Genomic DNA, 23,025 nt, shown 5'->3' with positions numbered 1-23,025 from the left:
ATGGCGGGACAAAAAATCCGCATCCGGCTGAAGTCATATGACCACGAGGTCATTGATGTTTCAGCGCGGAAGATCGTTGAGACGGTCACGCGCGCAGGCGCAACGGTAGTCGGCCCGGTGCCGCTGCCCACGGAGAAGAACGTTTACTGCGTTATTCGCTCTCCTCACAAGTACAAGGACAGCCGTGAGCACTTCGAAATGCGTACTCACAAGCGTCTGATCGACATCATCGACCCCACGCCGAAGGCCGTTGACTCGCTTATGCGTCTCGACCTGCCTGCCGACGTGAACATCGAAATCAAGCTCTAGGGAGGTGCTGAGAGACTATGACCGCAACCCGTAACGTAAAGGGCCTGCTGGGCACGAAGCTCGGCATGACCCAGGTCTGGGACGAGAACAACAAGCTCATCCCGGTAACTGTCGTCCAGGCTGACTCCAACGTCATCACCCAGCTGCGCAACGCAGAGGTCGATGGCTACGTCGCCGTCCAGATCGGCTACGGCCAGATCGACCCCCGCAAGGTCACCAAGCCGCTGGCTGGTCACTTTGAGAAGGCCGGCGTAACTCCTCGCCGCCACGTCGTCGAACTGCGTACCGCAGACGCCGCATCCTACGAGCTGGGCCAGGAGCTCTCTGTTGAGATCTTCGAAGCCGGCCAGAAGATCGACGTCGTCGGCACCTCCAAGGGTAAGGGCTTTGCCGGTGTTATGAAGCGTCACGGCTTCTCCGGTGTTGGCGCTTCCCACGGTGCCCACAAGAACCACCGTAAGCCTGGCTCCATCGGTGGCGCATCCACCCCGAGCCGCGTCTTCAAGGGTCTGAAAATGGCCGGCCGCATGGGCGCCGAGCGTCACACCACGCTGAACCTCACGGTTCACGCTGTTGACGTTGAGAAGTCGCTGCTCCTTATCAAGGGTGCCGTCCCCGGTGCCCGCGGCCAGGTCGTACTCGTACGTTCCGCCGTGAAGGGAGCCTAGTTCAATGACTAGCACTGTCAAGGTTGACCTGCCTGCAGAGATCTTCGACGTCCAGACCAACGTGCCGCTGCTGCACCAGGTTGTCGTCGCCCAGCTCGCTGCTGCTCGCCAGGGAACCCACAAGACCAAGACCCGCGCCGAGGTTTCCGGTGCAGGTCGCAAGCCGTTCAAGCAGAAGGGCACCGGCCGCGCCCGTCAGGGTTCCATCCGTGCTCCCCACATGACCGGCGGTGGCATCGTCCACGGTCCCACCCCGCGCGACTACAGCCAGCGCACCCCCAAGAAGATGAAGGCTGCTGCTCTCCGCGGCGCCCTGTCTGACCGCGCCCGTAACGGCCGCATTCACGTCATCGAAGCCCTGGTTGCCGGCACCAAGCCGTCCGCCAAGGATGCCCTGGCGTCGCTGCGTGCAGTCTCCGAGCGCAAGAACCTGCTCGTCGTAATCGAGCGCGCCGAAGACGTTGCCGCACTGTCCGTGCGCAACCTCGCAGATGTTCACGTTCTGTACGCAGACCAGCTGAACACCTACGACGTGCTGATCTCCGACGACGTGGTCTTCACCAAGGCTGCTTTCGACGCGTTCGTCGCTGACAAGGCAAAGAACGAGGAGGCCTCCAAGTGAGCGTAACCACCATCAAGGACCCGCGCGACGTCGTGCTTGCACCCGTCGTTTCGGAAAAGAGCTACGGTCTGATCGACGAAGGCAAGTACACCTTCCTGGTGGACCCCCGCTCGAACAAGACCGAGATCAAGCTGGCCGTGGAGAAGATCTTCTCCGTCAAGGTCGAATCGATCAACACCATCAACCGTGCCGGTAAGCGCAAGCGCACCAAATTCGGCTGGGGACAGCGCAAGAGCACCAAGCGTGCAATTGTCACCCTCAAAGAAGGCACAATCGACATCTTCGGCGGTCCGCTCGCGTAGCGGAGACCACTTTAACGAGGAAATAAATTATGGGAATCCGTAAATACAAGCCGACTACCCCGGGCCGTCGTGGCTCGAGCGTAGCCGACTTTGCTGAAATCACGCGGTCGACTCCGGAAAAGTCGTTGCTCCGCCCGCTGCACAAGACCGGCGGCCGTAACAACACCGGTAAGATCACCACCCGTCACAAGGGTGGCGGACACAAGCGCCAGTACCGTCTGATCGACTTCCGTCGTCACGACAAGGACGGCATCAACGCCCGCGTTGCCGAAATCGAGTACGATCCGAACCGTACGGCTCGCATCGCCCTCCTGCACTACGTTGATGGCACCAAGCGTTACATCATCGCGCCCAACAAGTTGTCCCAGGGTGACTTCGTCGAGGCTGGCCCCGACGCTGACATCAAGCCGGGCAACAACCTGCCGCTGCGCAACATCCCCGTCGGTACCGTTATCCACGCAGTTGAACTGCGTCCGGGTGGCGGCGCCAAGATGGCCCGCTCCGCAGGTGCTTCGGTTCAGCTCGTCGCCAAGGAAGGCCGCTTCGCACAGCTGCGCCTGCCCTCCGGCGAAATCCGCAACGTTGACGTGCGCTGCCGCGCAACCGTCGGCGAGGTCGGCAACGCCGAGCAGTCGAACATCAACTGGGGCAAGGCCGGCCGTATGCGCTGGAAGGGCGTCCGCCCGACCGTCCGTGGTGTAGCCATGAACCCGGTTGACCACCCGCACGGTGGTGGTGAAGGTAAGACTTCCGGTGGTCGTCACCCGGTCAACCCGAACGGCAAGCCCGAGGGCCGTACCCGCCGTCCGAACAAAGAGAGCGACAAGCTTATTGTTCGTCGCCGCCGTACTGGCAAGAACAAGCGATAGGAGCCTGGACACATGCCACGCAGCCTGAAAAAAGGTCCTTTCGTTGACCAGCACCTCTTTGTGAAGGTCGCACGGGAAAACGATAAGGGCACCAAGAACGTCATCAAGACCTGGTCCCGCCGTTCGATGATCATCCCCGACATGCTCGGGCACACGATCGCCGTACACGACGGACGCAAGCACATCCCGGTGTTTGTCACTGAGTCGATGGTCGGGCACAAGCTCGGCGAATTCGCTCCCACGCGGACATTCCGCGGCCATGTTAAGGACGACCGTAAGGGCAAGCGCCGCTAGGCGCCTGACTTTACGTCTTAGACGAGAGAAGGAAAGCAATGGAAGCCAAGGCAATTGCGCGTCACATCCGCGTAACGCCTATGAAGGCCCGGCGCGTCGTCAACCTTGTTCGTGGTAAGCAAGCGAATGAGGCTCTGGCAATTCTGAAGTTTGCCCCGCAGGCAGCTTCGGAGCCGGTATTCAAGGTACTTCAGTCGGCAATGGCCAACGCACGCGTCCTCGCGGACCGTGACGGCGTTGCATTCGACGACAGCGACCTGTTCATCAGCGAAGCATTCGTTGATGAAGGCCCGACCATGAAGCGGTTCCAGCCGCGTGCCCAGGGCCGCGCCTACCGCATCAAGAAGCGGACCAGCCACATCACCGTGGTCGTCGCAACCCCGGAGAAAGAGGAGGCTCGCTAAGTGGGACAGAAAGTAAACCCGCACGGGTTCCGACTCGGCATCACCAGCGACCACGTTTCACACTGGTTTGCTGACAGCAACAAGCCGGGACAGCGCTACAAGGACTTCGTCCGCGAGGACATCAAGATCCGCCAGCTCATGTCCACCGGCATGGAGCGTGCCGGCATCGCCAAGGTCGAGATCGAGCGCACCCGCGACCGTGTCCGCGTGGATATCCACACGGCACGTCCGGGCATCGTCATCGGCCGCCGCGGCGCTGAAGCAGACCGCATCCGCGGCGAGCTCGAAAAGCTCACCGGCAAGCAGGTCCAGCTGAACATCCTCGAGGTCAAGAACCCGGAGATCGAAGCACAGCTCGTTGCCCAGGGCATCGCAGAGCAGCTGACTTCCCGCGTGGCTTTCCGCCGTGCGATGAAGAAGGCCATGCAGTCCGCACAGCGCGCAGGTGCCAAGGGTATCCGTGTTGCTTGCTCGGGCCGTCTGGGTGGCGCAGAAATGTCCCGCTCGGAGTTCTACCGCGAAGGCCGTGTGCCCCTGCACACCCTCCGCGCGAACATCGACTACGGCTTCTACGAAGCCAAGACCACCTTCGGCCGCATCGGTGTGAAGGTTTGGATCTACAAGGGTGACGTCACCGCCAAGGAACTGGCACAGCAGGCAGCTGCTGCTCCGTCCCGTGGCCGTGGAGGGGACCGTCCGGGCCGCCCGGGTGGCGACCGCCGTCGTCGTAACGACCGTCCGGCAGCTGAGGCAGCACCTGCTGCCGTTGAAGCACCGGCCGCTGAAGCTGCTGCTCCGGCAGCAGAAGGAGGACAGGCTTAAATGCTTATCCCACGTCGAGTCAAGCACCGTAAGCAGCACCACCCGGGTCGTTCCGGCGCTGCAACGGGCGGCACCAAGGTCAGCTTCGGTGAGTACGGTATCCAGGCCCTGAGCCCGGCATACGTTACCAACCGTCAGATCGAGTCGGCCCGTATCGCGATGACCCGCCACATCAAGCGTGGCGGCAAGGTCTGGATCAACATCTACCCGGACCGTCCGCTGACCAAGAAGCCTGCTGAAACCCGTATGGGTTCCGGTAAGGGTTCCCCGGAATGGTGGGTCGCAAACGTCAAGCCGGGCCGGGTTCTCTTCGAACTCTCCGGTGTCAATGAAGAGGTAGCTCGCGAGGCCCTGCGCCTGGCAATCCACAAGCTCCCGTTGAAGGCACGCATTGTGCGTCGCGAAGGTGGTGAATAGAAATGGCAGTAGGGTCGAAGGATCTCGCACCCGCACAGCTGGACGGTTTCGACAACGAGCGTCTCGTTGAAGAACTCCGCAAGTCCAAGGAAGAGCTGTTCAACCTGCGTTTCCAGTCCGCCACCGGTCAGCTGGAGAACCACGGTCGTCTGCGCGCGGTAAAGAAGGACATCGCACGCATCTACACCGTTCTCCGTGAGCGCGAGCTGGGCATTCGTGCCGAGGTTGCCGCACCGGTTGTGGAAGCCAAGGAAGAAAAGAAGTCCAAGAAGGCTGCCAAGGCAGAAACTGCCGAGGTTGAAGCTGGAGAGGACGCCAAGTGAGCGAGAAGGAAAACGTGACGGAAGCAGCAGCCAGCGCTGAACAGCGCGGTTACCGTAAGACGCGTCGCGGCTACGTAGTCTCCGACAAGATGGAAAAGACCATCGTTGTTGAGGTTGAAGACCGCGTGAAGCACGCTCTGTACGGCAAGGTTATTCGCCGCACCTCGAAGATCAAGGCTCACGACGAGCAGAACACCGCCGGCATCGGCGACCTCGTTCTGATCGCCGAGACCCGCCCGCTGTCCGCTACCAAGCGGTTCCGCCTGGTGGAGATCCTCGAAAAGGCCAAGTAAATCCGACGCCGGGCATGCCCGGCAGGGCTTACTGGAAGGGCCCGCGTTCCATCTGGAGCGCGGGCCCTTCCGCTTTTCCAGCCAGTTATGGTATGGCCTCAAAGCATGCTAAGATTTTGAGTTTGTATGGCGCCATTTGTGCGTCATCAACCACCTCGTAAACAATCGTGCCACTGCATACTGCCCCGCGCAGGGTTTTCCTGCAAGGGAAGCTGATGCTTGTGGCACGGGCGTTTAGGCCTGTTCTGGCAAAATCCAGGCAGGTCCAGAGACACCCCGATCAACCGTTCCGCAAGGCTCATTCCGTATGCATGTTTTCGGTCTGAGAACCGGCGCGACGCAAGGAGTAAAAATTGATTCAGCAGGAGTCGCGACTGAAGGTCGCCGACAACACGGGTGCTAAGGAAATCCTTACCATTCGCGTTCTCGGTGGATCCGGCCGTCGCTACGCAGGCATTGGCGACGTCATCGTCGCAACCGTCAAGGACGCTATCCCGGGCGGCAACGTAAAGAAGGGTGACGTCGTCAAGGCTGTCATCGTTCGTACCAAGAAGGAACGCCGCCGTGCGGATGGTTCCTACATCAAGTTTGACGAGAACGCAGCTGTGATCCTGAAGAACGACGGTGACCCCCGCGGTACCCGTATCTTCGGCCCGGTTGGTCGTGAACTTCGCGACAAGAAGTTCATGAAGATCGTTTCGCTGGCCCCGGAGGTGCTTTAGTCCATGGCTAAGATCAAGAAGGGTGACCTGGTTCAGGTCATCACCGGCGCCAAGCAGGAACGCGGCGGCGACCGCGGCAAGCAGGGCAAGGTCCTGCGCGTATTCCCGGACACCAACCGCGTGCTGGTAGAGGGAATCAACCGCGTCACCAAGCACACCAAGGTTGGTCAGTCCCAGCGCGGCACCAAGACCGGCGGCATCGAGGTTGTTGAAGCCCCGATCCACGTGTCCAACGTTGCTCTGGTAGACCCGTCGACCAAGAAGCCGACCCGCGTTGGTTTCCGTCTCGACACCGTTGAGAAGGACGGCCGCTCCAAGACCGTTCGTATCCGCGTGTCCAAGGCCACCGGGAAGGACATCTAATGACTGAGACTCTCGAGACTCCAGTGAAGATCGTTCCGCGTCTGAAGACGAAGTACGCAGAGACCATCAAGAAGTCCCTGCAGGACGAGTTCAACTACGCGAACGTGAACCAGGTTCCCCGCTTGGTGAAGGTTGTTGTGAACATGGGTGTTGGAGATGCCGCCAAGGACTCCAAGCTGATCGACGGCGCTGTCCGCGACCTCACCCTCATCACCGGCCAGAAGCCGCAGGTAACCAAGGCCCGCAAGTCGATCGCACAGTTCAAGCTGCGCGAAGGCATGCCGATCGGTGCACACGCAACCCTGCGTGGCGACCGCATGTGGGAATTCGTGGACCGTCTGGTTTCGCTGGCACTGCCGCGTATCCGTGACTTCCGCGGCCTCAACGGCAAGCAGTTCGATGGCAACGGCAACTACACCTTCGGTCTGACCGAGCAGGTTATGTTCCACGAAATCGACCAGGACTCCATCGACCGCGTTCGCGGTATGGACATCACGGTTGTCACCACCGCCAAGACCGACGACGAAGGCCGCGCGCTGCTCAAGGCGCTTGGTTTCCCGTTCAAGACTGAAAACTAACTACGTAACAGGTCCGGCCGCGCCGGCTCGTAAGAGCAATCGCAGCGGAAACCATTACGAGGAAGGGCTATAGCCCAAATGACTATGACAGATCCTGTCGCAGACATGCTCACGCGTCTGCGCAATGCAAACTCGGCATACCACGACTCCGTGACCATGCCGTACAGCAAGCTGAAGGCACGCGTTGCCGACATCCTGAAGGCAGAAGGCTTCATCGCCGGCTGGAAGGAAGAGGACGCCGAGGTTGGCAAGAAGCTGACCATCGACCTCAAGTTCGGTCCCAACCGCGAGCGTTCGATCGCTGGTGTCCGCCGCATCTCCAAGCCGGGTCTCCGCGTTTACGCGAAGTCCACCAACCTGCCTCACGTGCTGGGTGGCCTGGGTATCGCAATCCTGTCCACCTCTTCCGGCCTCCTGACTGACAAGCAGGCCGGCAAGAAGGGCGTGGGCGGCGAAGTCCTCGCTTACGTCTGGTAACGGGAAAGGAAGAGAATAATGTCACGTATTGGACGTCTCCCCATCACCGTTCCCGCCGGCGTTGAGGTCAAGCTCGATGGCTCCGTCATCAGCGTCAAGGGTGCCAAGGGCGAGCTGAGCCACACTGTTGCCAGCCCGATCGAGGTTTCCCTCGAAGAGAACACCCTCACGGTTACCCGCCCGAACGACGAGCGCAACTCGCGTTCGCTGCACGGCCTGACCCGTACCCTGATCGCCAACATGATCCAGGGTGTCACCGAGGGCTACGAGAAGAAGCTTGAAATCGTCGGTACCGGTTACCGCGTTCAGGCCAAGGGCGCTGACCTGGAGTTCGCTCTGGGCTACAGCCACCCGGTCAACGTCTCGGCTCCCGAGGGCATCACCTTCGCAGTGGAGGGCCCCACCAAGCTCTCTGTTTCGGGTATCTCCAAGCAGCAGGTCGGCGAGGTTGCTGCCAACATTCGCAAGCTGCGCAAGCCCGACCCCTACAAGGGCAAGGGTGTCCGTTACGCCGGCGAAGTCATCCGCCGCAAGGTCGGAAAGGCTGGTAAGTAAACCATGGCCATCGCAATTAACAAGAAGCGTTCGAACAAGAGCAAGTCTGCTGCACGCAGCCGCCGCCAGCTTCGTATCCGCAAGCGCATTTCGGGCACGGCTGTACGTCCCCGCCTGATCGTCAACCGTTCGGCACGTCACGTGTTCGTCCAGGTCGTCGATGACAGCAAGGGCGTAACCGTTGCTTCGGCTTCCACCCTCGAAGCCGATCTCCGCGCATTCGACGGTGACAAGACTGCCAAGGCAAAGCGCGTCGGCGAACTCGTTGCCGAGCGTGCCAAGGCTGCAGGCATCGAAGCTGTTGTCTTCGACCGTGGCGGTAACAAGTACCACGGCCGCATCGCCGCCGTCGCTGACGGTGCTCGCGAAGGTGGGCTGGCACTGTGACCGCTGAAAACAACGAAAAGGACATTCAGGTGACTGAAGCTGCAGCTGCTGAAGCAACTGAGACCGCTGCCGCTACCGACGACCGCCGCGGCGGACGTCGTGGCGAGCGCGGCGAGCGTGGCCAGGGCCGCGGCGACCGTGGTGGCCGTGGTGGCCGCGACGGCGGCCGTGAGGCTGAGAAGAGCCAGTTCGTAGAGCGCGTTGTAACCATCAACCGCGTTGCCAAGGTCGTCAAGGGTGGTCGTCGCTTCAGCTTCACCGCACTCGTCGTCGTCGGCGACGGCAACGGTCTGGTTGGCGTTGGCTACGGCAAGGCCAAGGAAGTTCCCGCAGCTATCGCCAAGGGTGTTGAAGAGGCCAAGAAGTCCTTCTTCCGCGTTCCCCGCGTTGGCAGCACCATCCCGCACCGCGTGCAGGGTGAGGCTGCTGCAGGCGTTGTCCTGCTGCGTCCGGCTTCCGCTGGTACCGGTGTTATCGCCGGTGGTCCGGTCCGTGCAGTACTGGAGTGCGTGGGCATCCACGACATCCTCTCCAAGTCGCTCGGTTCCTCCAACGCGATCAACATCGTTCACGCGACCGTTGACGCCCTGAAGCAGCTCGAAGAGCCCGCTTCCGTGGCAGCCCGCCGTGGCCTGCCGCTGGACGAGGTTGCTCCGGCTGCCCTGGTGCGTGCGCTCCAGAACCAGAAGGCAGGTGTTTAGTCATGGCTAAGAACCTGACTCCTTCCGACGCAAAGTTGGAAATCACCCAGATCAAGGGCGTCATTGGCGCCAAGCAGAACCAGCGCGACACCCTTCGGTCGCTCGGCCTGAAGCGCATCGGACACACCGTTGTCCGTGACGCTGACGCCGTGACCGTTGGCATGCTCAACACGGTTCCGCACCTCGTGAATGTTGAGGAGGCGAAGTAATGGCAGAGAACAAGACCGCCGCAGAGGCTGCTGAGAAGCAGAACGCTCTGAAGGTCCACCACCTGCGTCCCGCCCCGGGTGCCAAGACCGCCAAGACCCGTGTTGGTCGTGGTGAAGGCTCCAAGGGTAAGACCGCTGGTCGCGGTACCAAGGGTACGAAGGCCCGCTACCAGGTGAAGGCTGGCTTTGCCGGCGGCCAGTTGCCGCTGCACATGCGCCTGCCGAAGCTGCGCGGCTTCAAGAACCCGTTCCGGGTTGAGTTCCAGGTTGTGAACCTGGAGAAGCTCAACGAGCTGTTCCCGGAAGGTGGCGCTGTCACCGTTGAGTCCCTGGTTGAGAAGGGTGCCGTTCGCAAGAACCAGCCCGTCAAGGTGCTGGGCACCGGCGACATCACCGTCAAGGTTGACGTCACCGCCCACGCATTCTCCTCCAGCGCGGCTGAAAAGATTGCAGCAGCAGGCGGAAGCACCACCGCTCTCTAAGAGTTGGCGGGGCAAATGCCCGTTGTGAAAGGATCCCGGTTTGCGGGGCTTCGGCCCCGCAGGCCGGGATTTTTTTCGTGGTTGTGCACTCTCGATTATTACGACGGCGTCACAAGCGGCTAGACTCGGTTGTTGGGTTTCATTGAGCCCATCCACATCCTTGTACTTAAACTCAGGAGGACGCTTGCTAAGCGCATTCGGACGGGCGTTTCGGACGCCCGATTTGCGACGCAAGTTGTTGTTCACGCTGGGAATCATCACAATCTTCCGCTTGGGAGCTTTCATCCCCTCGCCTGGTGTGAACTACCAGAATGTCCAGCAATGCTTGAATAACGGTGACACCTCGCAGGGCATCTACCAGCTGGTGAACCTGTTCAGCGGCGGCGCTTTGCTGCAGGTATCCATCTTCGCCCTCGGCATCATGCCGTACATTACGGCGAGCATCATCGTCCAGCTGCTCCGGGTGGTCATTCCCCGGTTCCAGCAGCTTTACGAGGAGGGCTCTTCCGGCCAGTCGAAGCTGACCCAGTACACGCGGTACCTCACCATCGCACTGGGCCTTTTGAACGCCACTACGCTGGTGTCCTTGGCCCGCTCGGGCCAGTTGCTGCCTGGCTGCAACCTGCCGATCATCCCCGATGACAGCATCATCACCACGATCCTCATCATCATCACCCTGACGGCAGGTACCGGCCTCATCATGTGGATGGGCGAACTGGTTACGGAGAAGGGCGTGGGCAACGGTATGTCCCTGCTCATCTTCACCTCGATTGCTGCCGGCTTCCCGCGGTCGCTCGGCGCCATCTGGGAGTCCAAGGGTCCCGGTACGTTCTTCATCGTCCTGGCCATCGGCCTGGTGACCGTCGCGTTGGTTGTTTTCGTGGAGCAATCCCAGCGCCGCGTTCCGGTGCAGTACGCAAAGCGCATGATCGGCCGCCGCACGGTGGGCGGCACCAGCACCTACATTCCCATCAAGGTGAACATGGCCGGCGTCGTGCCCGTCATCTTCGCTTCCTCCATGCTTTACCTGCCCGGCCTGATTGCTCAGTTCAACCAGCCCAAGGCGGGGGAGCAGATGGCGCCCTGGGTTGAGTGGATCAACAACAACCTCACCCGTGGCGACCACCCCATCTACATGGCGCTCTACTTCGCCATGATCGTGTTCTTCACCTACTTCTACGTGGCCATCACCTTCAACCCTGAAGAAGTGTCGGACAACATGAAGAAGTACGGCGGGTTCATTCCGGGCATCCGGGCGGGTAAACCGACCGCGGACTACCTGCAGTACGTGCTTTCCAGGATCACCTTGCCTGGAGCCCTTTACCTGGGCTTCGTCGCGCTGATCCCGCTGGTTGCACTCGTCCTGATCAACGCCAACCAGAACTTCCCGTTCGGTGGCACATCAATCCTGATCATGGTGGGTGTGGGCCTGGAAACCGTCAAGCAGATTGATGCGCAGCTACAACAACGTCACTACGAAGGGCTTTTGCGATGACGAGAATGCTGATTATTGGACCTCCGGGTTCAGGCAAGGGTACGCAGGCTGAGCGGATTTCCGAGCGCCTTGGCGTAGTCGCCATCTCCACCGGCGACATCTTCCGGGCCAACGTCAAGGGCGAAACCCCTTTGGGCATCGAGGCCAAGAAGTACATGGACGCGGGCGACTTCGTTCCGGACAGCGTCACCAACAAGATGGTCCGTGACCGCTTGAGCGAGTCCGATGTAGAGAACGGGTTCCTCCTGGACGGTTACCCGCGCACCACGGCCCAGGTGGATTACCTGGACCACATCCTCGCCGAGGGTGAGCAGGAGCTCGACGTCGTGCTCCAGCTGACCGCCGACGACGAAGAACTGGTGCAGCGCCTTCTCGGCCGTGCCAAGGAAACCGGCCGCTCTGACGACAACGAGGCCGTCATCCGCCACCGCCTTGACCTTTACCACGAGCAGACCGAGGCCGTCGTAGCGAAGTATGCCGAGCGTGGCATCCTGACGCAGGTGGACGGCATCGGCGGCATTGACGAGGTCACTGACCGCGTCCTCACCGCCATCGAGTCGGCGAAGGCTGTCTGAGCAGGGTTTCCACATAGCCGGTTAGACGGCTCCGGAGGCAAAGGGTGTGTCCCGTACGATGGTGCGGGACACACCCTTTTTCCTTTTTCGCGGCAGTTTTTTGGGGGAACCGCATGCATGGAGTCTTTTCCGGGAACAGCCGGATCGCGGGCTTGGAGGTCTACCTGCCACCCGCACGCCTGGACACTGCCGCCGTCGAGCGGCGCATCGCTGAATCGAGCCCGGGGTTCCGTGTACCGAAAGGCCTGATCGGTCGGGTCACAGGCATACGGACCCGCAGCGTCATGGCCGAGTCCGAGCAAGCTTCGGACCTTGCCACGAACGCCGCCGCCAAGGTCCTTGCGGAGTGCGGGCTGCAGGCGCCGGATGTTGACCTCCTGATTTTCGCTTCGGCCAGCCAGGACATGGTGGAACCGGCCACCAGCCACATGGTCGCTGCCAAACTGGGATTGATGTGCCCGGTCATGGACGTCAAGAACGCTTGCAACAGTTTCCTGAACGGTCTTGAAGTTGCGGACTCGCTGATCGCCGCGGGCCGCTACGCCCGGGTTTTGGTGGTCACGGGGGAATCGCCCTCACGGGCGGTGCGGTGGTCGGTTCCGGATTTCGAGACGTTCGCGGGCAGCTTCCCGGGCTACACCATGAGCGACGGCGGTGCTGCTGTTCTGCTCGAAGCTGCGGTTCCGTCCGGCACGGTGCCCGCGGGTGTGGGCCTGGACGGCATCATCGCCATGGCGTTTACGGCGAAGAGCAGCCACTGGTCTGTTGGAACGCTGGCTGGCGGCGGTTCGGCTTTTCCGCGTGACCCCGAAGCAACGTACTTCAGCATGGACGGCGAGAAGCTCAAGGACGCCTTTCTGGACGTTGGCTGCGAGGTGCTTGACCAGACTTTGCAGAGCCTCGGCCTGGGATGGGAGGACTTCGCGGTGGTCTGTGTCCACCAGGTCAGTGCACCCTACCGGGAGGTCTTTGCTGAGCGCGCGGGAGTGCCGCGGGCAAAGCTGGTTCCTACGGTGGAGGACTTCGGGAACCTCGCGTCCGTGAGTTTGCCGCTGCAGCTCAAAGTGGCTTTTGATGGAGGACGCTGCGGCCCTGGCGACCTCGTGGCGCTGGTTGGATTGGCCGGCGGAGTGAGCCTTGGGATGGCGGTGGTGCGGCTGTGAAGACTGGACAATCCGGATCCTTGTCCAGCGTGTCTCCCACCCGAAGCCTGTGCATCGCGGTGCCCATGCTCAACGAAGAGAAGCTCGTCCGCCAGACGTTGGAGTCGCTGGCGGCCCAAGACTACCGCGACTTCACGGTGGTAGTGGTGGACAACGGCTCCACGGACGGCAGTTGCCGCATTGTGGCGGCGTTTGCCGAGGAGAACCCCGGTATGGATATCCGCCTGCTGCATGAGCCGGAGAAGGGCACCGGCGCTGCGGCCGATACCGGGATGCGCTTCGGGGTAGACCACGGTGCCAGGTGGCTGGCCCGGACGGACGCCGACTGCCTTGCCGCGGACGATTGGACGGCCCGCATCGTTGCGGGATTCGAGGCTGGGCTTGAACTCATTGCGGGGCAGCTCGTGCCACGCAATGACGAGGGGATCACCGCCGGAGAACGGCGGATGATGCTGCTGGCTGTTGAGGTGGCGTCATTCTTCGGCAGGATCCGGCCCGGCAACAAGGGGGAGGGCTACTTGGGCCCCTATCAAATGCTGCCCGGCTGCAACATGGCGATCACTGCTGACATGTACCACCGTTCCGGGGGCTTTCCCCGGACCCGGATCGAAGATCTGCATGAGGACCGTGCACTGTCCAACGAAGTGCGGAAGCTGACGCGCAACTATGCGCTGCGCCGGGACATGGTGGTGTACGGATCGTCCCGGCGGGTGAAGGCCTGGGGCCTGAGGAACACCCTGGCCTGGTACGCGGACCACCGTTACCGCCCCGAGCACGTGGATATCCGGTGACTGGTTCCGTTGCCGTCGCAGAACGCTGGGAACGCCGGATCCATGTGGGCGCCCACCCGGTGTTGTATCCGCTGATCCGTTACCTGGGTACGTTGCGTCCCGTGCTGCGTCTGCCCGGGGTGGGTATCCTGGTCAGCGAAGCCTCCCTGGTTCGTGAGGTGCTCATGGACGGGGAGCTTTTCGTGAAGAACGGAGCATCCGCATCGGGCGGACTGTGGACGCCTGTGGTGGGTCCCAGGGCGCTGGTCAACATGGACGGCAAGGACCACCGCGAACTGCGGCGGAAGCTGGCCGACCTGTTCACCCCGGGGTCCGTTGCGGCCATCGTGGAACCGGCCAAGGAAAAGTTTCGGTCACGCGTGGAACACGGGCTGGACACCGCAGGCACCGTGGACGTGGTGGACTGCGTCAAGGAATTGGCAGGAGGAGTGATTTCCCGGCTTCTGGGTGTGCCGGAAGACGCGGCCGGGCGCTTGCCGGACAAGGAACTTTTCGATCTCGGTTCCTCGATTTCCTCGCTGGTCCGCTTGGGCAGGCCCAGCCTTACGCCACGCCAGGCCGCGAAGGGCCGGGCCGCCGTCGAGCTTCTCGCCGGACCTGCGAGGGCCGCCTTTCACGACGACCACCCCGCGACGTTTCCCGGGCGCCTGCGGCGGCTGGGCATGACCGAGGAAGAAGCGCTGGGCATTATCAGCGCTTTCGTCATGGTGGGGACGGAGACACTGGTTTCGTTCGTGCCCCGGCTGGTGGCGTTGCTCGCCGATTCCGGGCGGATTGGCGGGCTCGCGGCTGATCGTTCCGGCCTTCCGGCAGCGGTCAACGAGGCCTTGCGTTACACCGTACCGTCGCCGATGATGCTGCGGAATGCAGTGGCTGGCGGAGCCATTGGAGGACAGGCAGTCCGTCCGGGCGACCGGATCCTGTTATCCACCATCCATGCCGCGAAGAGCCTGGGAGGGTTCCGCCCGGACCAGCCCACTCCGCCGCAGGCCCGGCAGTTGTGGTTCGGGGCCGGGCCGCACTTTTGCATCGGCATGCCGTTGGCCATGGCGGAAATCAACGGTGCCTTGGACGTGTTGTTGGACAGGTACCTCGAGGAACCTTGGACCATCCCATCCAGGAAGGTCAGCACAGGCGTGCTGATCCCGGGCTATCGCAAACTGGAGGTGGCCAATGCCGGCTGAGACGCGCGCGGATTTGGTGGAGGCGGTGTACGCAGCAGCTGCAAGGGTCCCGGACCATCCCGCAATCACCGCGCCCGGACGGGCACCACGAAAGCGTGGTGGGTTGCGTCCCGGAAAGACCATCAGCTACCGCGAACTCGTGGCCGGAATCGAGGCCACTTCCATCCGGCTCCGGGACGATGGCTTTGGCCCGGGGGAACGGATGCTCTTTTCGGTCAGGCCGAGCCCTGCGGCGTTCATCCTGGCCCTGGGCGCTGTGAGGGCGGGTGGCTCGGTGGTCTTCATTGATCCAGGCATCGGTCCTGCCCTTTTCCAGGACCGTGCCGAACTCGCCGCTCCCGGCTGGGCGGCGGCGGAATCGCTGCTCTATGCGTTGAGTACCAGGAGTCCGCTGCGGCCGCTGGCCCGTCGGCGCGGCCTCCTGCTTCCCGATTATGGAGCCATGGACGTCCGGCACTACTACTCGGGGCCGTGGCTGCCCGGCGTTCCGCGTGGGGCGGCGCCCGTAACACGCTTGCGCCGGCCACTGCCCGCTGGTGGCCCGGACTTGGAACCGGTGGTTGGTGATGCGGCCCAGGAGGCGGTCATCATCTTCACCTCCGGGACCACCGGATCCCCGAAGGGCGTAGTCCACACCCGGGGCTCCTTGGCCGCGGGCTTCAGTCAACTCACGCGGCGCTGCACCTTCAGGGAAGGCGACCGTATCCATTCAGAGCAGCTCATGATGGGCCTGCCTGCCCTCATCGCGGGTGCGCACTGGACCATGCCGGCCTACGGCTTTTCCGCGCACATCGACCCCGTCCGCTTGGCGCGCGAACTGGGGCCGGTGGCCGGGAAACGGGACGCGTACGACGCCGCCACGCACCTTTTCCTGGTCCCCTCGCAATTGGCGCCGATCCTGGACGCTGTGGAGGACGGGTCTGTCAGGCTTCCGGAAACGCTCAGGACGGTGATGCTGGGCGCGGCTCCTGTCCTGGCGCCCTTCCTCAGACGGGCCATGGACCTGCTTCCGGGTGTGGACTTCAAACTCATCTACGGCATGACGGAACTGTTGCCTATCGCCATCGCGGACGGCACGGAAAAGCTGGCATTTGCTGCGGGCACCGACGCCGAGTTCACTGCCGCCGATGGGAGCGGTGAAGGCGACTTCCTCGGGGAGCCGCTTCCCTCCGTCGAGGTTCGAGTGGGTGAGGACCACGAGCTGTTCGCTCGCGGACCCAATATGTGCCGCGGGTATCTTGGCGACGAGCCCATGGTGGAGCACGCTACGGGAGACCTGGTCCGCTTGGACCGTGGGAAGGGCGGGCAAGGGGCGCCGGCACGCTTGGTGATGATCGGCCGGAAGAAGGACATGATCATCCGCGGCAAAACCAACATCTATCCCGCCCTGTACGAGCCCGTGATTGCTGGTGTCCCGGGGGTGCAGCAGGCAGTGATGATCGGGGTGCCCGATGCCATTGGCGATGAATCCGTGTGGCTCGCCGTCGTGCCTGCTGCCGGCCACAGCGCTGAAATGCTCACGGCACGGCTCAGCAAGGACCTTCCCCGGCTGATTGACGAATCCGCCCTTCCGGACCGTGTGGAGATACTGGGCAGCATTCCGGCCAGCGGACGCCACCGGAAGCCTGACCGCGTGGCTCTTCGGCGGGCGTTCGCTGAAGCCATGGTTGCCGCGGAACACGCATGAGGATCGCCGTGACGGGGGCTACGGGCTTCATTGGGGGCGCCGTGGCCAAAGCAGCCGAGGCCCGCGGCTGGGAGGTCGTCCGCTATGCCCGGCGTGCAGGGGACGGCCTTGCTTACTGGGATCTCACCGGCCTTCCCCCCACCCACCTGCCGCACGTCGACGCCGTCGTCCATGCGGGAGCCTATGTTGCCGACTGGGGCGACGCGCGGCAGTTCCACCGCGCAAACGTGCTCGGGACACGGGCCGTGGCTGAGGCGTTCGCCGGAACGCGGCTGGTTCATGTGTCGAGCTCCAGCGTCTATCCGTGGTGGGAGCCCTGCCGCAACCGGGGCGAGGAGGAGCCGGCAACCAGGCACCTCAATGCCTATGGGCGAAGCAAGGCGCTCGCGGACATCGAAGCCTGCAGGCATGGCAATGCCGTGGCGCTGCGGCCGCACGCTGTGTACGGCCCCGGGGACCGGACGCTCCTGCCACGACTCATTGGCACCATCCGTGGCGGACAGCTTCTGGGCGTGGGCCACCCAGCAGTCAGGCATCAACTCACGCACATCAGCAACCTGGTCCAGGCTGCGCTCGCAGCCTGCCCGTCGGATGTCCGCGGAGCCGTCAACGTGGCGGATAAGGAACCAGTGGAGCTAGGCACCGTGCTGCGGCAAGTACTGGATGCGACCGGTCACGAGGGCGTCCAGATCCGGTACATCCCGCTGCCCGTGGCCATGGGCCTGGCCGGCGTCTCGGAAGCGGCCGCGGCCGTCAGCCGGACGGTGCCGAAGCTCACGCGGTACGCCGTGAGCCAGTTGGGGCGGGAGCGGACATACCGTTTGGACCGGCTCCGCGGCGAGCTGGGGATCGAGCCAATTTCTACCACGCTGGCAGATGCTGGAAAATGGTTGGAGCATGGGGCCTGATCGGCACCCGTAGAAGACTTTCCAGAGGAGAACATGGCGTTCGGTCAGCCCCGCATTGAATACAAGTCCAACGAGCAGATGCGCAAGATGCACGAGGCCGGCTTGGTCCTCAGCCGTGCGCTGGACGCTGCAGTTGCGGCGGCGAAGGCAGGTGTCACCACCAAGGACCTGGACAACGTGTTCGCAGCTGTCCTGAACGACGCGGGCGCCAAGTCGAACTTCCTCGGCTACCACGGCTTTCCCGCCACCATCTGCACATCCGTGAATGAGGAAGTGGTGCATGGTATTCCCGGCGGCCGGGTGCTGCAGGACGGCGACATCATTTCCATTGACGGCGGCTGCATCGTGGATGGTTGGCACTCAGACTCGGCCCGCACGGTGATCGTGGGCGCCGCTGATCCCGAGGACCAGCGCCTCTCGGACGTCACGCAGGCAGCAATGTGGCGCGGAATCGCCGCACTTGCCAACGGGAAGTTCGTCGGGGACATCGGCAACGCCATTGACGACTACGTCTCCTCCGTTCCGGGCAAACCCCTGGGCATCCTTGAGGATTACGTCGGCCACGGCATCGGTTCGGAAATGCACATGGCACCGGACGTCCTGAACTATCGCACCAACCACCGGGGACCGAAGATCCGGCCGGGGCTGTGCCTGGCGATCGAGCCGATGCTTGTACGCGGTGGCATTGAGACCGCCACCCTTGACGACGACTGGACGGTGGTGACCACCGACGGCAAGCGCTCCTGCCAGTGGGAGCATTCCGTCGCCGTACACGAGAAGGGCATCTGGGTCCTGTCCGCACCGGATGGAGGCGCGGAACAGTTGTCGCCGCTCGGCGTCGTTCCCGTCCCGATCCCTTAGCAACAACAAATAGAAGCGCGGGGCTGCCAAGCAGCCCCGCGCTTTTTCGTGCCACGCGGCAGGCTACGCCTTCAGCTTGGGCTTCACATCCTTCGTGTAGATGCCCTCGAGGGTCTTCTTGAGCTCAGTCATGATCGCCTTGACGTCGCCCTGCTGGGTGAGGATCTTCGCGGCAGCCTTGGCCATCTCCTGGTCGGCGCCGGGCAGGAACACGCGGGCGTTGTCCTGGACGCGGGTGACGGCGAGCTGGTCCATGGCGGTCTTGATCTGCGGCGTGGCAGCCAGCACAGCCGACATGTCCGCTGAAAGACGCGTGGGCATGTAGCCCGTAGCGGCGGAGAACGCGGCCGTGTTCTCCGGCTCGGTCATGAACTTCAGGAATGTCGCGGCGGCGAGCTGCTCTTCCTTGCTGATTCCGCTTGGGATGCCCAGGCCTGCGCCGCCAGTGGGGCACACGCCCGTGGCAACTTCGGGGCCGCCGGGCAGGAAGCCGACTCCCACGTTGAACTTGGCGGCCTTCAGCACGCCGAGCAGCGAACCCGTGGAGGAAATCGTGGCCGACGCGATGCCCGCGGCGAAGTCGTCCGCAGCTTCCTTGGAGGAAACTCCGGCCCAACCATCCTTGTAGATGGAGTCCTGGGCCCACTGGAGCGCAGCCACTGCCTTGTCCGAATCGCAGGTGATGTCCCAGTCCTTGGACCAGCTGCCACCCCAGCCCCACAGGTTGTTCTGGAGGGTCCAGCCTGCGTAGCCGGCCAGGGCCGGGTACATGTAGGCGTGCTGGGCGCCGGAGGATGCCTTTAGCTTGGGAGCCCACTCGGCGAATTCCTGCCAGGTGGCCGGAGCCCGGTCCGGGAGGCCAGCGGCCTTGAAGTGGTCCTTGTTGTAGTAGAACAGCGGGGTGGAGCGGCCGTAGGGGAGCGCCCACTGCTGGTTGTCGTATTTGTAGTCCTCAACCAGGGACTTCTGGAAGTCGTCCAGCTTGATGTCCAGCTGCTTCACGAGGCTGTCGATCGGGATGATGCTGCCGTTGGAGAAGTAGCGGAACCACCACACGTCGGAGAGGACTACCAAGCCCGGCAGCTCGGTCTTGGCGGCTTGGGAGGTCTGGAACTTCTGGGCAATTTCCTCGTAGTTGGCGCCGGCCGTGACGAGGTTGACCTTGATGTCCGGGAACTTGGCGTGGAACTTATCGATGATCGACTTCTCCACGTCCTGGGACTTGCCCGGGTGGTTGGTCCAGAAATCGATCGAGGCGGCGGGCTTGACGCCGCTGAAGTCGACGGCCGCCGATTCGACGGCGGTTCCCGGACCCGCCGTCGACGGTCCACCGCAAGCGGCCAAGGCCGCTGCTCCGGCGCCCAGGCCTGCGAGGCCAAGGAAATGCCGACGGTCAAGATTCGTGCGCATGGTGCTTCCTCTCAATAACTTTCTTCGATGCGAAATGGTGGTTGGACTTTGTTAGCCGGTGACGCTGCCCTGGGTGAGGCCCGCGACGATGTAGCGCTGAAGGGCGGCGAACACCAGCAGGATGGGGACGATCACCAGCACGGCGCCCGCCATGAGGATGCCCCAGCCCGCCCCGTTGCCCTCCGAGTTCTGCAGCAACGTCAGGCCCACCGGGAGCGTCATGGTCTCGGGCCTGTCGGTGATGATGAGTGGCCAGATGTAGTCGTTCCATTCGCTGACCACAGTCACCAAGGCCACCGTCGCCACCGACGGCAGGGACACGGGAACGATGATCTGCCACAGCCGGCGCCAGTGTCCGGCCCCGTCGATCTCGGCGGCTTCCAGGATGGAGGGCGGCAGGGTCAGGAAATGCTGCCGGAGCAGGAACGTACCGAACGCCGTACCGAGGCCGGGGAGGATGATGCCCCACAACGTGTTCTTCCCGCCCATGCCCGCGATCAGGATGTAGTTGGGCAGGATGGACACCTGCGCCGGCACCATGAGCGCCACGAGGATCAGCACGAAGATCACGTTCTTGAAGGGGAACCGGACAAACACCAGCGCGTAGGCCGTCAGGATGGCCAGGACCACCTTGATGGTGGAGCCGACGGACGTGACGATCAGGCTGTTGGCGAAGAACTGGGCGAACGGGACCGTGGTCATCGCGGTGGCATAGTTCTCGAGGTTCAACGACTCAGGAAGGATCTTCAGGTCCGTGGTGACAATCTCGCCGGGTTGCTTGAACGAGCTGAGCAGCATCCACAGCAACGGCAGGAAGACCACCAGAGTGGCAACGATGAGCGGGACGTACCCGGTTGCCAGCGTCTGGACCAGGTTGGTCCTGGACAGCGGCTTTGCGTGTGGCTGCTCGGGTGAAGGTACGACGACGGCGGGAGACTGCGCGCTCATGAGTAGTGGACCTTTCGCTCAACAAAGCGCAGTTGGAGGACGGTAATGACCAGCAGGATCGCGAAGAGGACCACGGAGATCGCTGCCGAGTATCCAGCCCTGTTGTAGGCACCGAACGCCTGGAGGTAGGCCTCGTAGATCAGAGTGCTGGTCCCGTTGCCCAAAGGTGTCATGATCCGGATCAGGTCGAAAGCCTGCAGCGAACTGAGCATGGTGGTGATCAGGAGGAAGAACGTGGTGGGGGACAGCAGCGGGACCGAGATGTTGAAGAACCGCCTCATGCTGTTGGCCCCGTCCAACGCGGCGGCTTCCATCACGTCGCGGGGGAGCGACTGGAGCCCGGCCAAGTACACTACGGCGCAGTAGCCCAGGTTCTTCCAGACGTACACGATGATGACCATCACCAAGGACAACTGGGGATCGTTGATCCACTGTGGGCTCTGCTGTCCCAGGCCTCGGAGGATCCACGCGAGGACGCCGTAGCCGGGATCGAAGATGAACAGCCACACCAAGCCGACGCCCACTCCGGACAGCACATACGGCGCAAACACCGCAGAGCGGGCAAACGTGGTGCCCCTGACCTTTGAGTTCAAGGCCAGGGCGACGAGCATGCCCAGGATCATGGAACCGCCTACGGTCACCACGGTGAAGATGCCTGTGGTCCCGAGTACTTTGACGGCGTCCTCGCTGGTGAAGAAGGTGACGTAGTTCTGTAGTCCCACCACCGTGGCCGAGGCCGAACCCAACGTCCAGTCCAGCGTGGAGTAGTAGATGTTGTTGATCAGGGGCCAGTACGTAAACGTGGCAATAAGGGCCAGGTTCGGCAGGGCCATGGCAAGGAAGACGACGAAATCCTTGCGGCTGCGGCCGGACCAGCGTTTGGCCTTGCGGACAGGTGCAGGCCTGCGTTCAGGCGGCACTGTGCTCGGTGCTGCCGCAGGCTCGGTGCGGCTGTTATCGAGTCGGGTAGTCATGGATCTCTTAGGTTGTGAGGCGAACTTTTGGGTGCCGGCCCGGATCGGGGCGGCGGGAGACAGCCCTAGCTCACCACAGCGAAATGGCCCGATGGCACCAATCGGCGCTTCCGAAGCGATAGTTGGCTAACCTTTTCTGAGCCGTTTGCAAACAGTTACCTGACTGTTCGTATTTGAGGCCAGGCTCCCGGTTCCTGTCTGTTGCCGGGTGGAGAATGGAGCCATGAATGCGATCACCGATGTAGCTGGTATCCGAATCGGCCAGGTCCAGAAGACCAGCGAGGGGTGGCTCAGCGGGGTGACCGTTGTACTGCCTCCGCCCGGAACCGTCGGGTCCGTGGATGTCCGGGGTGGGGGACCGGGGACGCATGAGACAGACGCACTGGATCCAACGACGCTCGTATCCACGGTGGATGCGGTTGTCCTCACCGGCGGCAGTGCCTTTGGGCTCATTTCTGCCCATGGGGCGCAGCGCTGGTGCGAGGAGCAGGGGAGAGGCTTCGCAGTTCCGGGGACCGTGGTCCCTATCGTTCCGGCTGCTGCCATCTTCGACCTCGGCCGTGGTGGTGACGTACGCGCCCGACCCGACGCTGACATGGGGTACCAGGCAGTCGCCTCAGCTTTCGCCTCAGGCGACCATGCCGCCGTCGTGCGTGGAAACGTCGGTGCGGGAACCGGTGCCGTGATCGCCCGCGGACAGTACAAGGGGGGAATAGGAACCTCCTCGATCACGCTTGATAGTGGGGTCATTGTGGGAGCGATTGCCGTGGTGAACGCGCTCGGGATGCCAGTGGGGCTGGGACCCGGCAGCGCGCGTCTAAGGGAGGAACGACCGAGCGCGCAGAGGGTCGCAGACCCGCTGGCCCCACCGCAGGGACTCAACACCACGCTCGTCGTGATCGCTACGAATGCGATTTTGGATGTAGCGGAGTGCAAGCGGACTGCTTCGTCGGGGCACGCGGGGTTGGCGCGGGCGCTGGATCCGTCCCATACCCTCGCCGACGGTGACACCGTGTTCGCCTTGGCGACTGGCGCCGTCGGGCTTGACCGCAGTACGGAACAAGCGCGGCAGGTGTCGCTCATTACGCTCCAAAGCGCCGCGGCCGAGACGGTCCGCTTGGCCATCCTCGACGGCGTCGAGGCAGCCGAAAGCGTAACGACGGAGGCGGGCAGCTTCCCTTCCTTCGGCACCTCCGGGGCGTGACGAGTCCGCCCACGTGCGCTACCATGAT

At 62.9% G+C, this 23,025-nt stretch carries 32 protein-coding genes; 29 read left to right on the top strand and 3 right to left on the bottom strand.

What is annotated here, in order from left to right; genetic code table 11:
• The 28 genes from rpsJ to map all read left to right on the top strand — a co-directional run bounded on the left by rpsJ (window position 1) and on the right by map (window position 18,461).
• Complete coding sequence (gene rpsJ / locus ACFVSJ_RS05660; protein WP_003803825.1) at window positions 1-309, top strand: 30S ribosomal protein S10; 309 nt, start codon at window positions 1-3, stop codon at window positions 307-309.
• A gap of 17 nt (window positions 310-326) precedes the next feature.
• Window positions 327-977: a 50S ribosomal protein L3 gene (gene rplC / locus ACFVSJ_RS05655; protein WP_387435061.1), complete on the top strand. Its 651-nt coding sequence runs from the start codon at window positions 327-329 to the stop codon at window positions 975-977.
• Between the two features lie 4 nt (window positions 978-981).
• Window positions 982-1,599 (top strand): 50S ribosomal protein L4, encoded by a 618-nt coding sequence (rplD, locus tag ACFVSJ_RS05650; protein WP_387435060.1) that lies wholly within the window; start codon window positions 982-984, stop codon window positions 1,597-1,599.
• Window positions 1,596-1,901: a 50S ribosomal protein L23 gene (rplW, locus tag ACFVSJ_RS05645; RefSeq protein ID WP_021472408.1), complete on the top strand. Its 306-nt coding sequence runs from the start codon at window positions 1,596-1,598 to the stop codon at window positions 1,899-1,901. Before rplD ends, rplW begins: the two co-directional genes overlap by 4 nt.
• Window positions 1,902-1,930: 29 nt before the next feature.
• Complete coding sequence (gene rplB, locus ACFVSJ_RS05640; protein ID WP_021472409.1) at window positions 1,931-2,770, top strand: 50S ribosomal protein L2; 840 nt, start codon at window positions 1,931-1,933, stop codon at window positions 2,768-2,770.
• 12 nt (window positions 2,771-2,782) lie between these two features.
• Window positions 2,783-3,064, top strand: coding sequence for a 30S ribosomal protein S19 (rpsS, locus tag ACFVSJ_RS05635; RefSeq protein WP_011775591.1), 282 nt, complete (start codon window positions 2,783-2,785; stop codon window positions 3,062-3,064).
• Between the two features lie 38 nt (window positions 3,065-3,102).
• The gene (gene rplV / locus ACFVSJ_RS05630; RefSeq protein ID WP_021472410.1) at window positions 3,103-3,468 is read left to right on the top strand and encodes a 50S ribosomal protein L22; all 366 of its coding nucleotides are present in this window, start codon (window positions 3,103-3,105) and stop codon (window positions 3,466-3,468) included.
• Window positions 3,469-4,290, top strand: a complete 822-nt coding sequence (gene rpsC, locus ACFVSJ_RS05625) for a 30S ribosomal protein S3 (protein ID WP_387435059.1) — start codon at window positions 3,469-3,471, stop codon at window positions 4,288-4,290.
• Window positions 4,291-4,707 (top strand): 50S ribosomal protein L16, encoded by a 417-nt coding sequence (rplP, locus tag ACFVSJ_RS05620; protein WP_003803795.1) that lies wholly within the window; start codon window positions 4,291-4,293, stop codon window positions 4,705-4,707.
• A gap of 2 nt (window positions 4,708-4,709) precedes the next feature.
• Complete coding sequence (rpmC, locus tag ACFVSJ_RS05615) at window positions 4,710-5,030, top strand: 50S ribosomal protein L29 (RefSeq protein ID WP_021472413.1); 321 nt, start codon at window positions 4,710-4,712, stop codon at window positions 5,028-5,030.
• Complete coding sequence (rpsQ, locus tag ACFVSJ_RS05610) at window positions 5,027-5,323, top strand: 30S ribosomal protein S17 (protein WP_144659419.1); 297 nt, start codon at window positions 5,027-5,029, stop codon at window positions 5,321-5,323. The genes rpmC and rpsQ overlap by 4 nt, the downstream gene beginning before the upstream one ends.
• Window positions 5,324-5,676: 353 nt before the next feature.
• Window positions 5,677-6,045 (top strand): 50S ribosomal protein L14, encoded by a 369-nt coding sequence (gene rplN, locus ACFVSJ_RS05605; RefSeq protein WP_003803789.1) that lies wholly within the window; start codon window positions 5,677-5,679, stop codon window positions 6,043-6,045.
• A gap of 3 nt (window positions 6,046-6,048) precedes the next feature.
• Window positions 6,049-6,408: a 50S ribosomal protein L24 gene (gene rplX / locus ACFVSJ_RS05600; RefSeq protein WP_141281625.1), complete on the top strand. Its 360-nt coding sequence runs from the start codon at window positions 6,049-6,051 to the stop codon at window positions 6,406-6,408.
• Window positions 6,408-6,986, top strand: a complete 579-nt coding sequence (gene rplE, locus ACFVSJ_RS05595; protein WP_144659421.1) for a 50S ribosomal protein L5 — start codon at window positions 6,408-6,410, stop codon at window positions 6,984-6,986. Before rplX ends, rplE begins: the two co-directional genes overlap by 1 nt.
• Before the next feature lie 78 nt (window positions 6,987-7,064).
• The gene (gene rpsH / locus ACFVSJ_RS05590) at window positions 7,065-7,463 is read left to right on the top strand and encodes a 30S ribosomal protein S8 (RefSeq protein ID WP_387435056.1); all 399 of its coding nucleotides are present in this window, start codon (window positions 7,065-7,067) and stop codon (window positions 7,461-7,463) included.
• Window positions 7,464-7,481: 18 nt separating this feature from the next.
• Window positions 7,482-8,018, top strand: a complete 537-nt coding sequence (gene rplF / locus ACFVSJ_RS05585) for a 50S ribosomal protein L6 (protein ID WP_347108069.1) — start codon at window positions 7,482-7,484, stop codon at window positions 8,016-8,018.
• A gap of 3 nt (window positions 8,019-8,021) precedes the next feature.
• Window positions 8,022-8,405 (top strand): 50S ribosomal protein L18, encoded by a 384-nt coding sequence (gene rplR / locus ACFVSJ_RS05580; protein ID WP_387435054.1) that lies wholly within the window; start codon window positions 8,022-8,024, stop codon window positions 8,403-8,405.
• A 29-nt stretch (window positions 8,406-8,434) separates the two neighbouring features.
• Window positions 8,435-9,106, top strand: coding sequence for a 30S ribosomal protein S5 (rpsE, locus tag ACFVSJ_RS05575; RefSeq protein ID WP_387435052.1), 672 nt, complete (start codon window positions 8,435-8,437; stop codon window positions 9,104-9,106).
• A 2-nt stretch (window positions 9,107-9,108) separates the two neighbouring features.
• Complete coding sequence (gene rpmD / locus ACFVSJ_RS05570) at window positions 9,109-9,315, top strand: 50S ribosomal protein L30 (RefSeq protein WP_347108066.1); 207 nt, start codon at window positions 9,109-9,111, stop codon at window positions 9,313-9,315.
• Window positions 9,315-9,797, top strand: a complete 483-nt coding sequence (rplO, locus tag ACFVSJ_RS05565) for a 50S ribosomal protein L15 (RefSeq protein WP_347108065.1) — start codon at window positions 9,315-9,317, stop codon at window positions 9,795-9,797. The genes rpmD and rplO overlap by 1 nt, the downstream gene beginning before the upstream one ends.
• A 184-nt stretch (window positions 9,798-9,981) precedes the next feature.
• Window positions 9,982-11,292, top strand: coding sequence for a preprotein translocase subunit SecY (secY, locus tag ACFVSJ_RS05560; protein WP_387435051.1), 1,311 nt, complete (start codon window positions 9,982-9,984; stop codon window positions 11,290-11,292).
• A 5-nt stretch (window positions 11,293-11,297) separates the two neighbouring features.
• Window positions 11,298-11,867: an adenylate kinase gene (locus tag ACFVSJ_RS05555; protein ID WP_387435215.1), complete on the top strand. Its 570-nt coding sequence runs from the start codon at window positions 11,298-11,300 to the stop codon at window positions 11,865-11,867.
• Window positions 11,868-11,980: 113 nt separating this feature from the next.
• Complete coding sequence (locus tag ACFVSJ_RS05550; RefSeq protein WP_387435050.1) at window positions 11,981-13,030, top strand: 3-oxoacyl-ACP synthase III family protein; 1,050 nt, start codon at window positions 11,981-11,983, stop codon at window positions 13,028-13,030.
• Between the two features lie 29 nt (window positions 13,031-13,059).
• Window positions 13,060-13,821: a glycosyltransferase family A protein gene (locus ACFVSJ_RS05545; RefSeq protein WP_387435048.1), complete on the top strand. Its 762-nt coding sequence runs from the start codon at window positions 13,060-13,062 to the stop codon at window positions 13,819-13,821.
• The gene (locus tag ACFVSJ_RS05540) at window positions 13,818-15,005 is read left to right on the top strand and encodes a cytochrome P450 (protein WP_387435046.1); all 1,188 of its coding nucleotides are present in this window, start codon (window positions 13,818-13,820) and stop codon (window positions 15,003-15,005) included. The genes ACFVSJ_RS05545 and ACFVSJ_RS05540 overlap by 4 nt, the downstream gene beginning before the upstream one ends.
• Window positions 14,995-16,692, top strand: coding sequence for a class I adenylate-forming enzyme family protein (locus ACFVSJ_RS05535; protein WP_387435045.1), 1,698 nt, complete (start codon window positions 14,995-14,997; stop codon window positions 16,690-16,692). Before ACFVSJ_RS05540 ends, ACFVSJ_RS05535 begins: the two co-directional genes overlap by 11 nt.
• A complete protein-coding gene (locus ACFVSJ_RS05530) occupies window positions 16,689-17,600 on the top strand; it encodes an NAD-dependent epimerase/dehydratase family protein (protein WP_387435044.1) in 912 nt (303 codons plus the stop codon). Before ACFVSJ_RS05535 ends, ACFVSJ_RS05530 begins: the two co-directional genes overlap by 4 nt.
• 33 nt (window positions 17,601-17,633) lie before the next feature.
• Window positions 17,634-18,461 carry a type I methionyl aminopeptidase gene (map, locus tag ACFVSJ_RS05525; RefSeq protein WP_387435043.1) on the top strand — a complete coding sequence of 276 codons (828 nt, stop codon included), beginning with the start codon at window positions 17,634-17,636 and terminating at the stop codon, window positions 18,459-18,461.
• Window positions 18,462-18,524: 63 nt separating this feature from the next.
• On the opposite strand, the gene ACFVSJ_RS05520 is transcribed toward map, so the two are convergent.
• Genes ACFVSJ_RS05520 through ACFVSJ_RS05510 form a run of 3 tightly spaced genes read right to left on the bottom strand, consistent with a single transcriptional unit; the run spans window position 18,525 to window position 21,793 of the window.
• Window positions 18,525-19,871 carry an ABC transporter substrate-binding protein gene (locus tag ACFVSJ_RS05520; protein ID WP_387435042.1) on the bottom strand — a complete coding sequence of 449 codons (1,347 nt, stop codon included), beginning with the start codon at window positions 19,869-19,871 and terminating at the stop codon, window positions 18,525-18,527.
• Between the two features lie 51 nt (window positions 19,872-19,922).
• On the bottom strand, window positions 19,923-20,819 hold the full coding sequence (locus ACFVSJ_RS05515; RefSeq protein ID WP_387435041.1) for a carbohydrate ABC transporter permease: 897 nt from the start codon (window positions 20,817-20,819) through the stop codon (window positions 19,923-19,925).
• A complete protein-coding gene (locus ACFVSJ_RS05510) occupies window positions 20,816-21,793 on the bottom strand; it encodes a carbohydrate ABC transporter permease (protein ID WP_387435040.1) in 978 nt (325 codons plus the stop codon). Before ACFVSJ_RS05510 ends, ACFVSJ_RS05515 begins: the two co-directional genes overlap by 4 nt.
• A 223-nt stretch (window positions 21,794-22,016) precedes the next feature.
• On the opposite strand from ACFVSJ_RS05510, the gene ACFVSJ_RS05505 reads away from it, so the two are divergent.
• A complete protein-coding gene (locus tag ACFVSJ_RS05505; protein ID WP_387435038.1) occupies window positions 22,017-22,997 on the top strand; it encodes a P1 family peptidase in 981 nt (326 codons plus the stop codon).
• Window positions 22,998-23,025 lie beyond the last annotated feature (28 nt).

The sequence above is a fragment of the Paenarthrobacter sp. NPDC058040 genome, assembly GCF_042885775.1.
Classification (GTDB): Bacteria; Actinomycetota; Actinomycetes; order Actinomycetales; family Micrococcaceae; genus Arthrobacter.
Note: the sequence above shows the minus strand (reverse complement) of the source record. Positions and strands in the feature narration are given on the sequence as shown.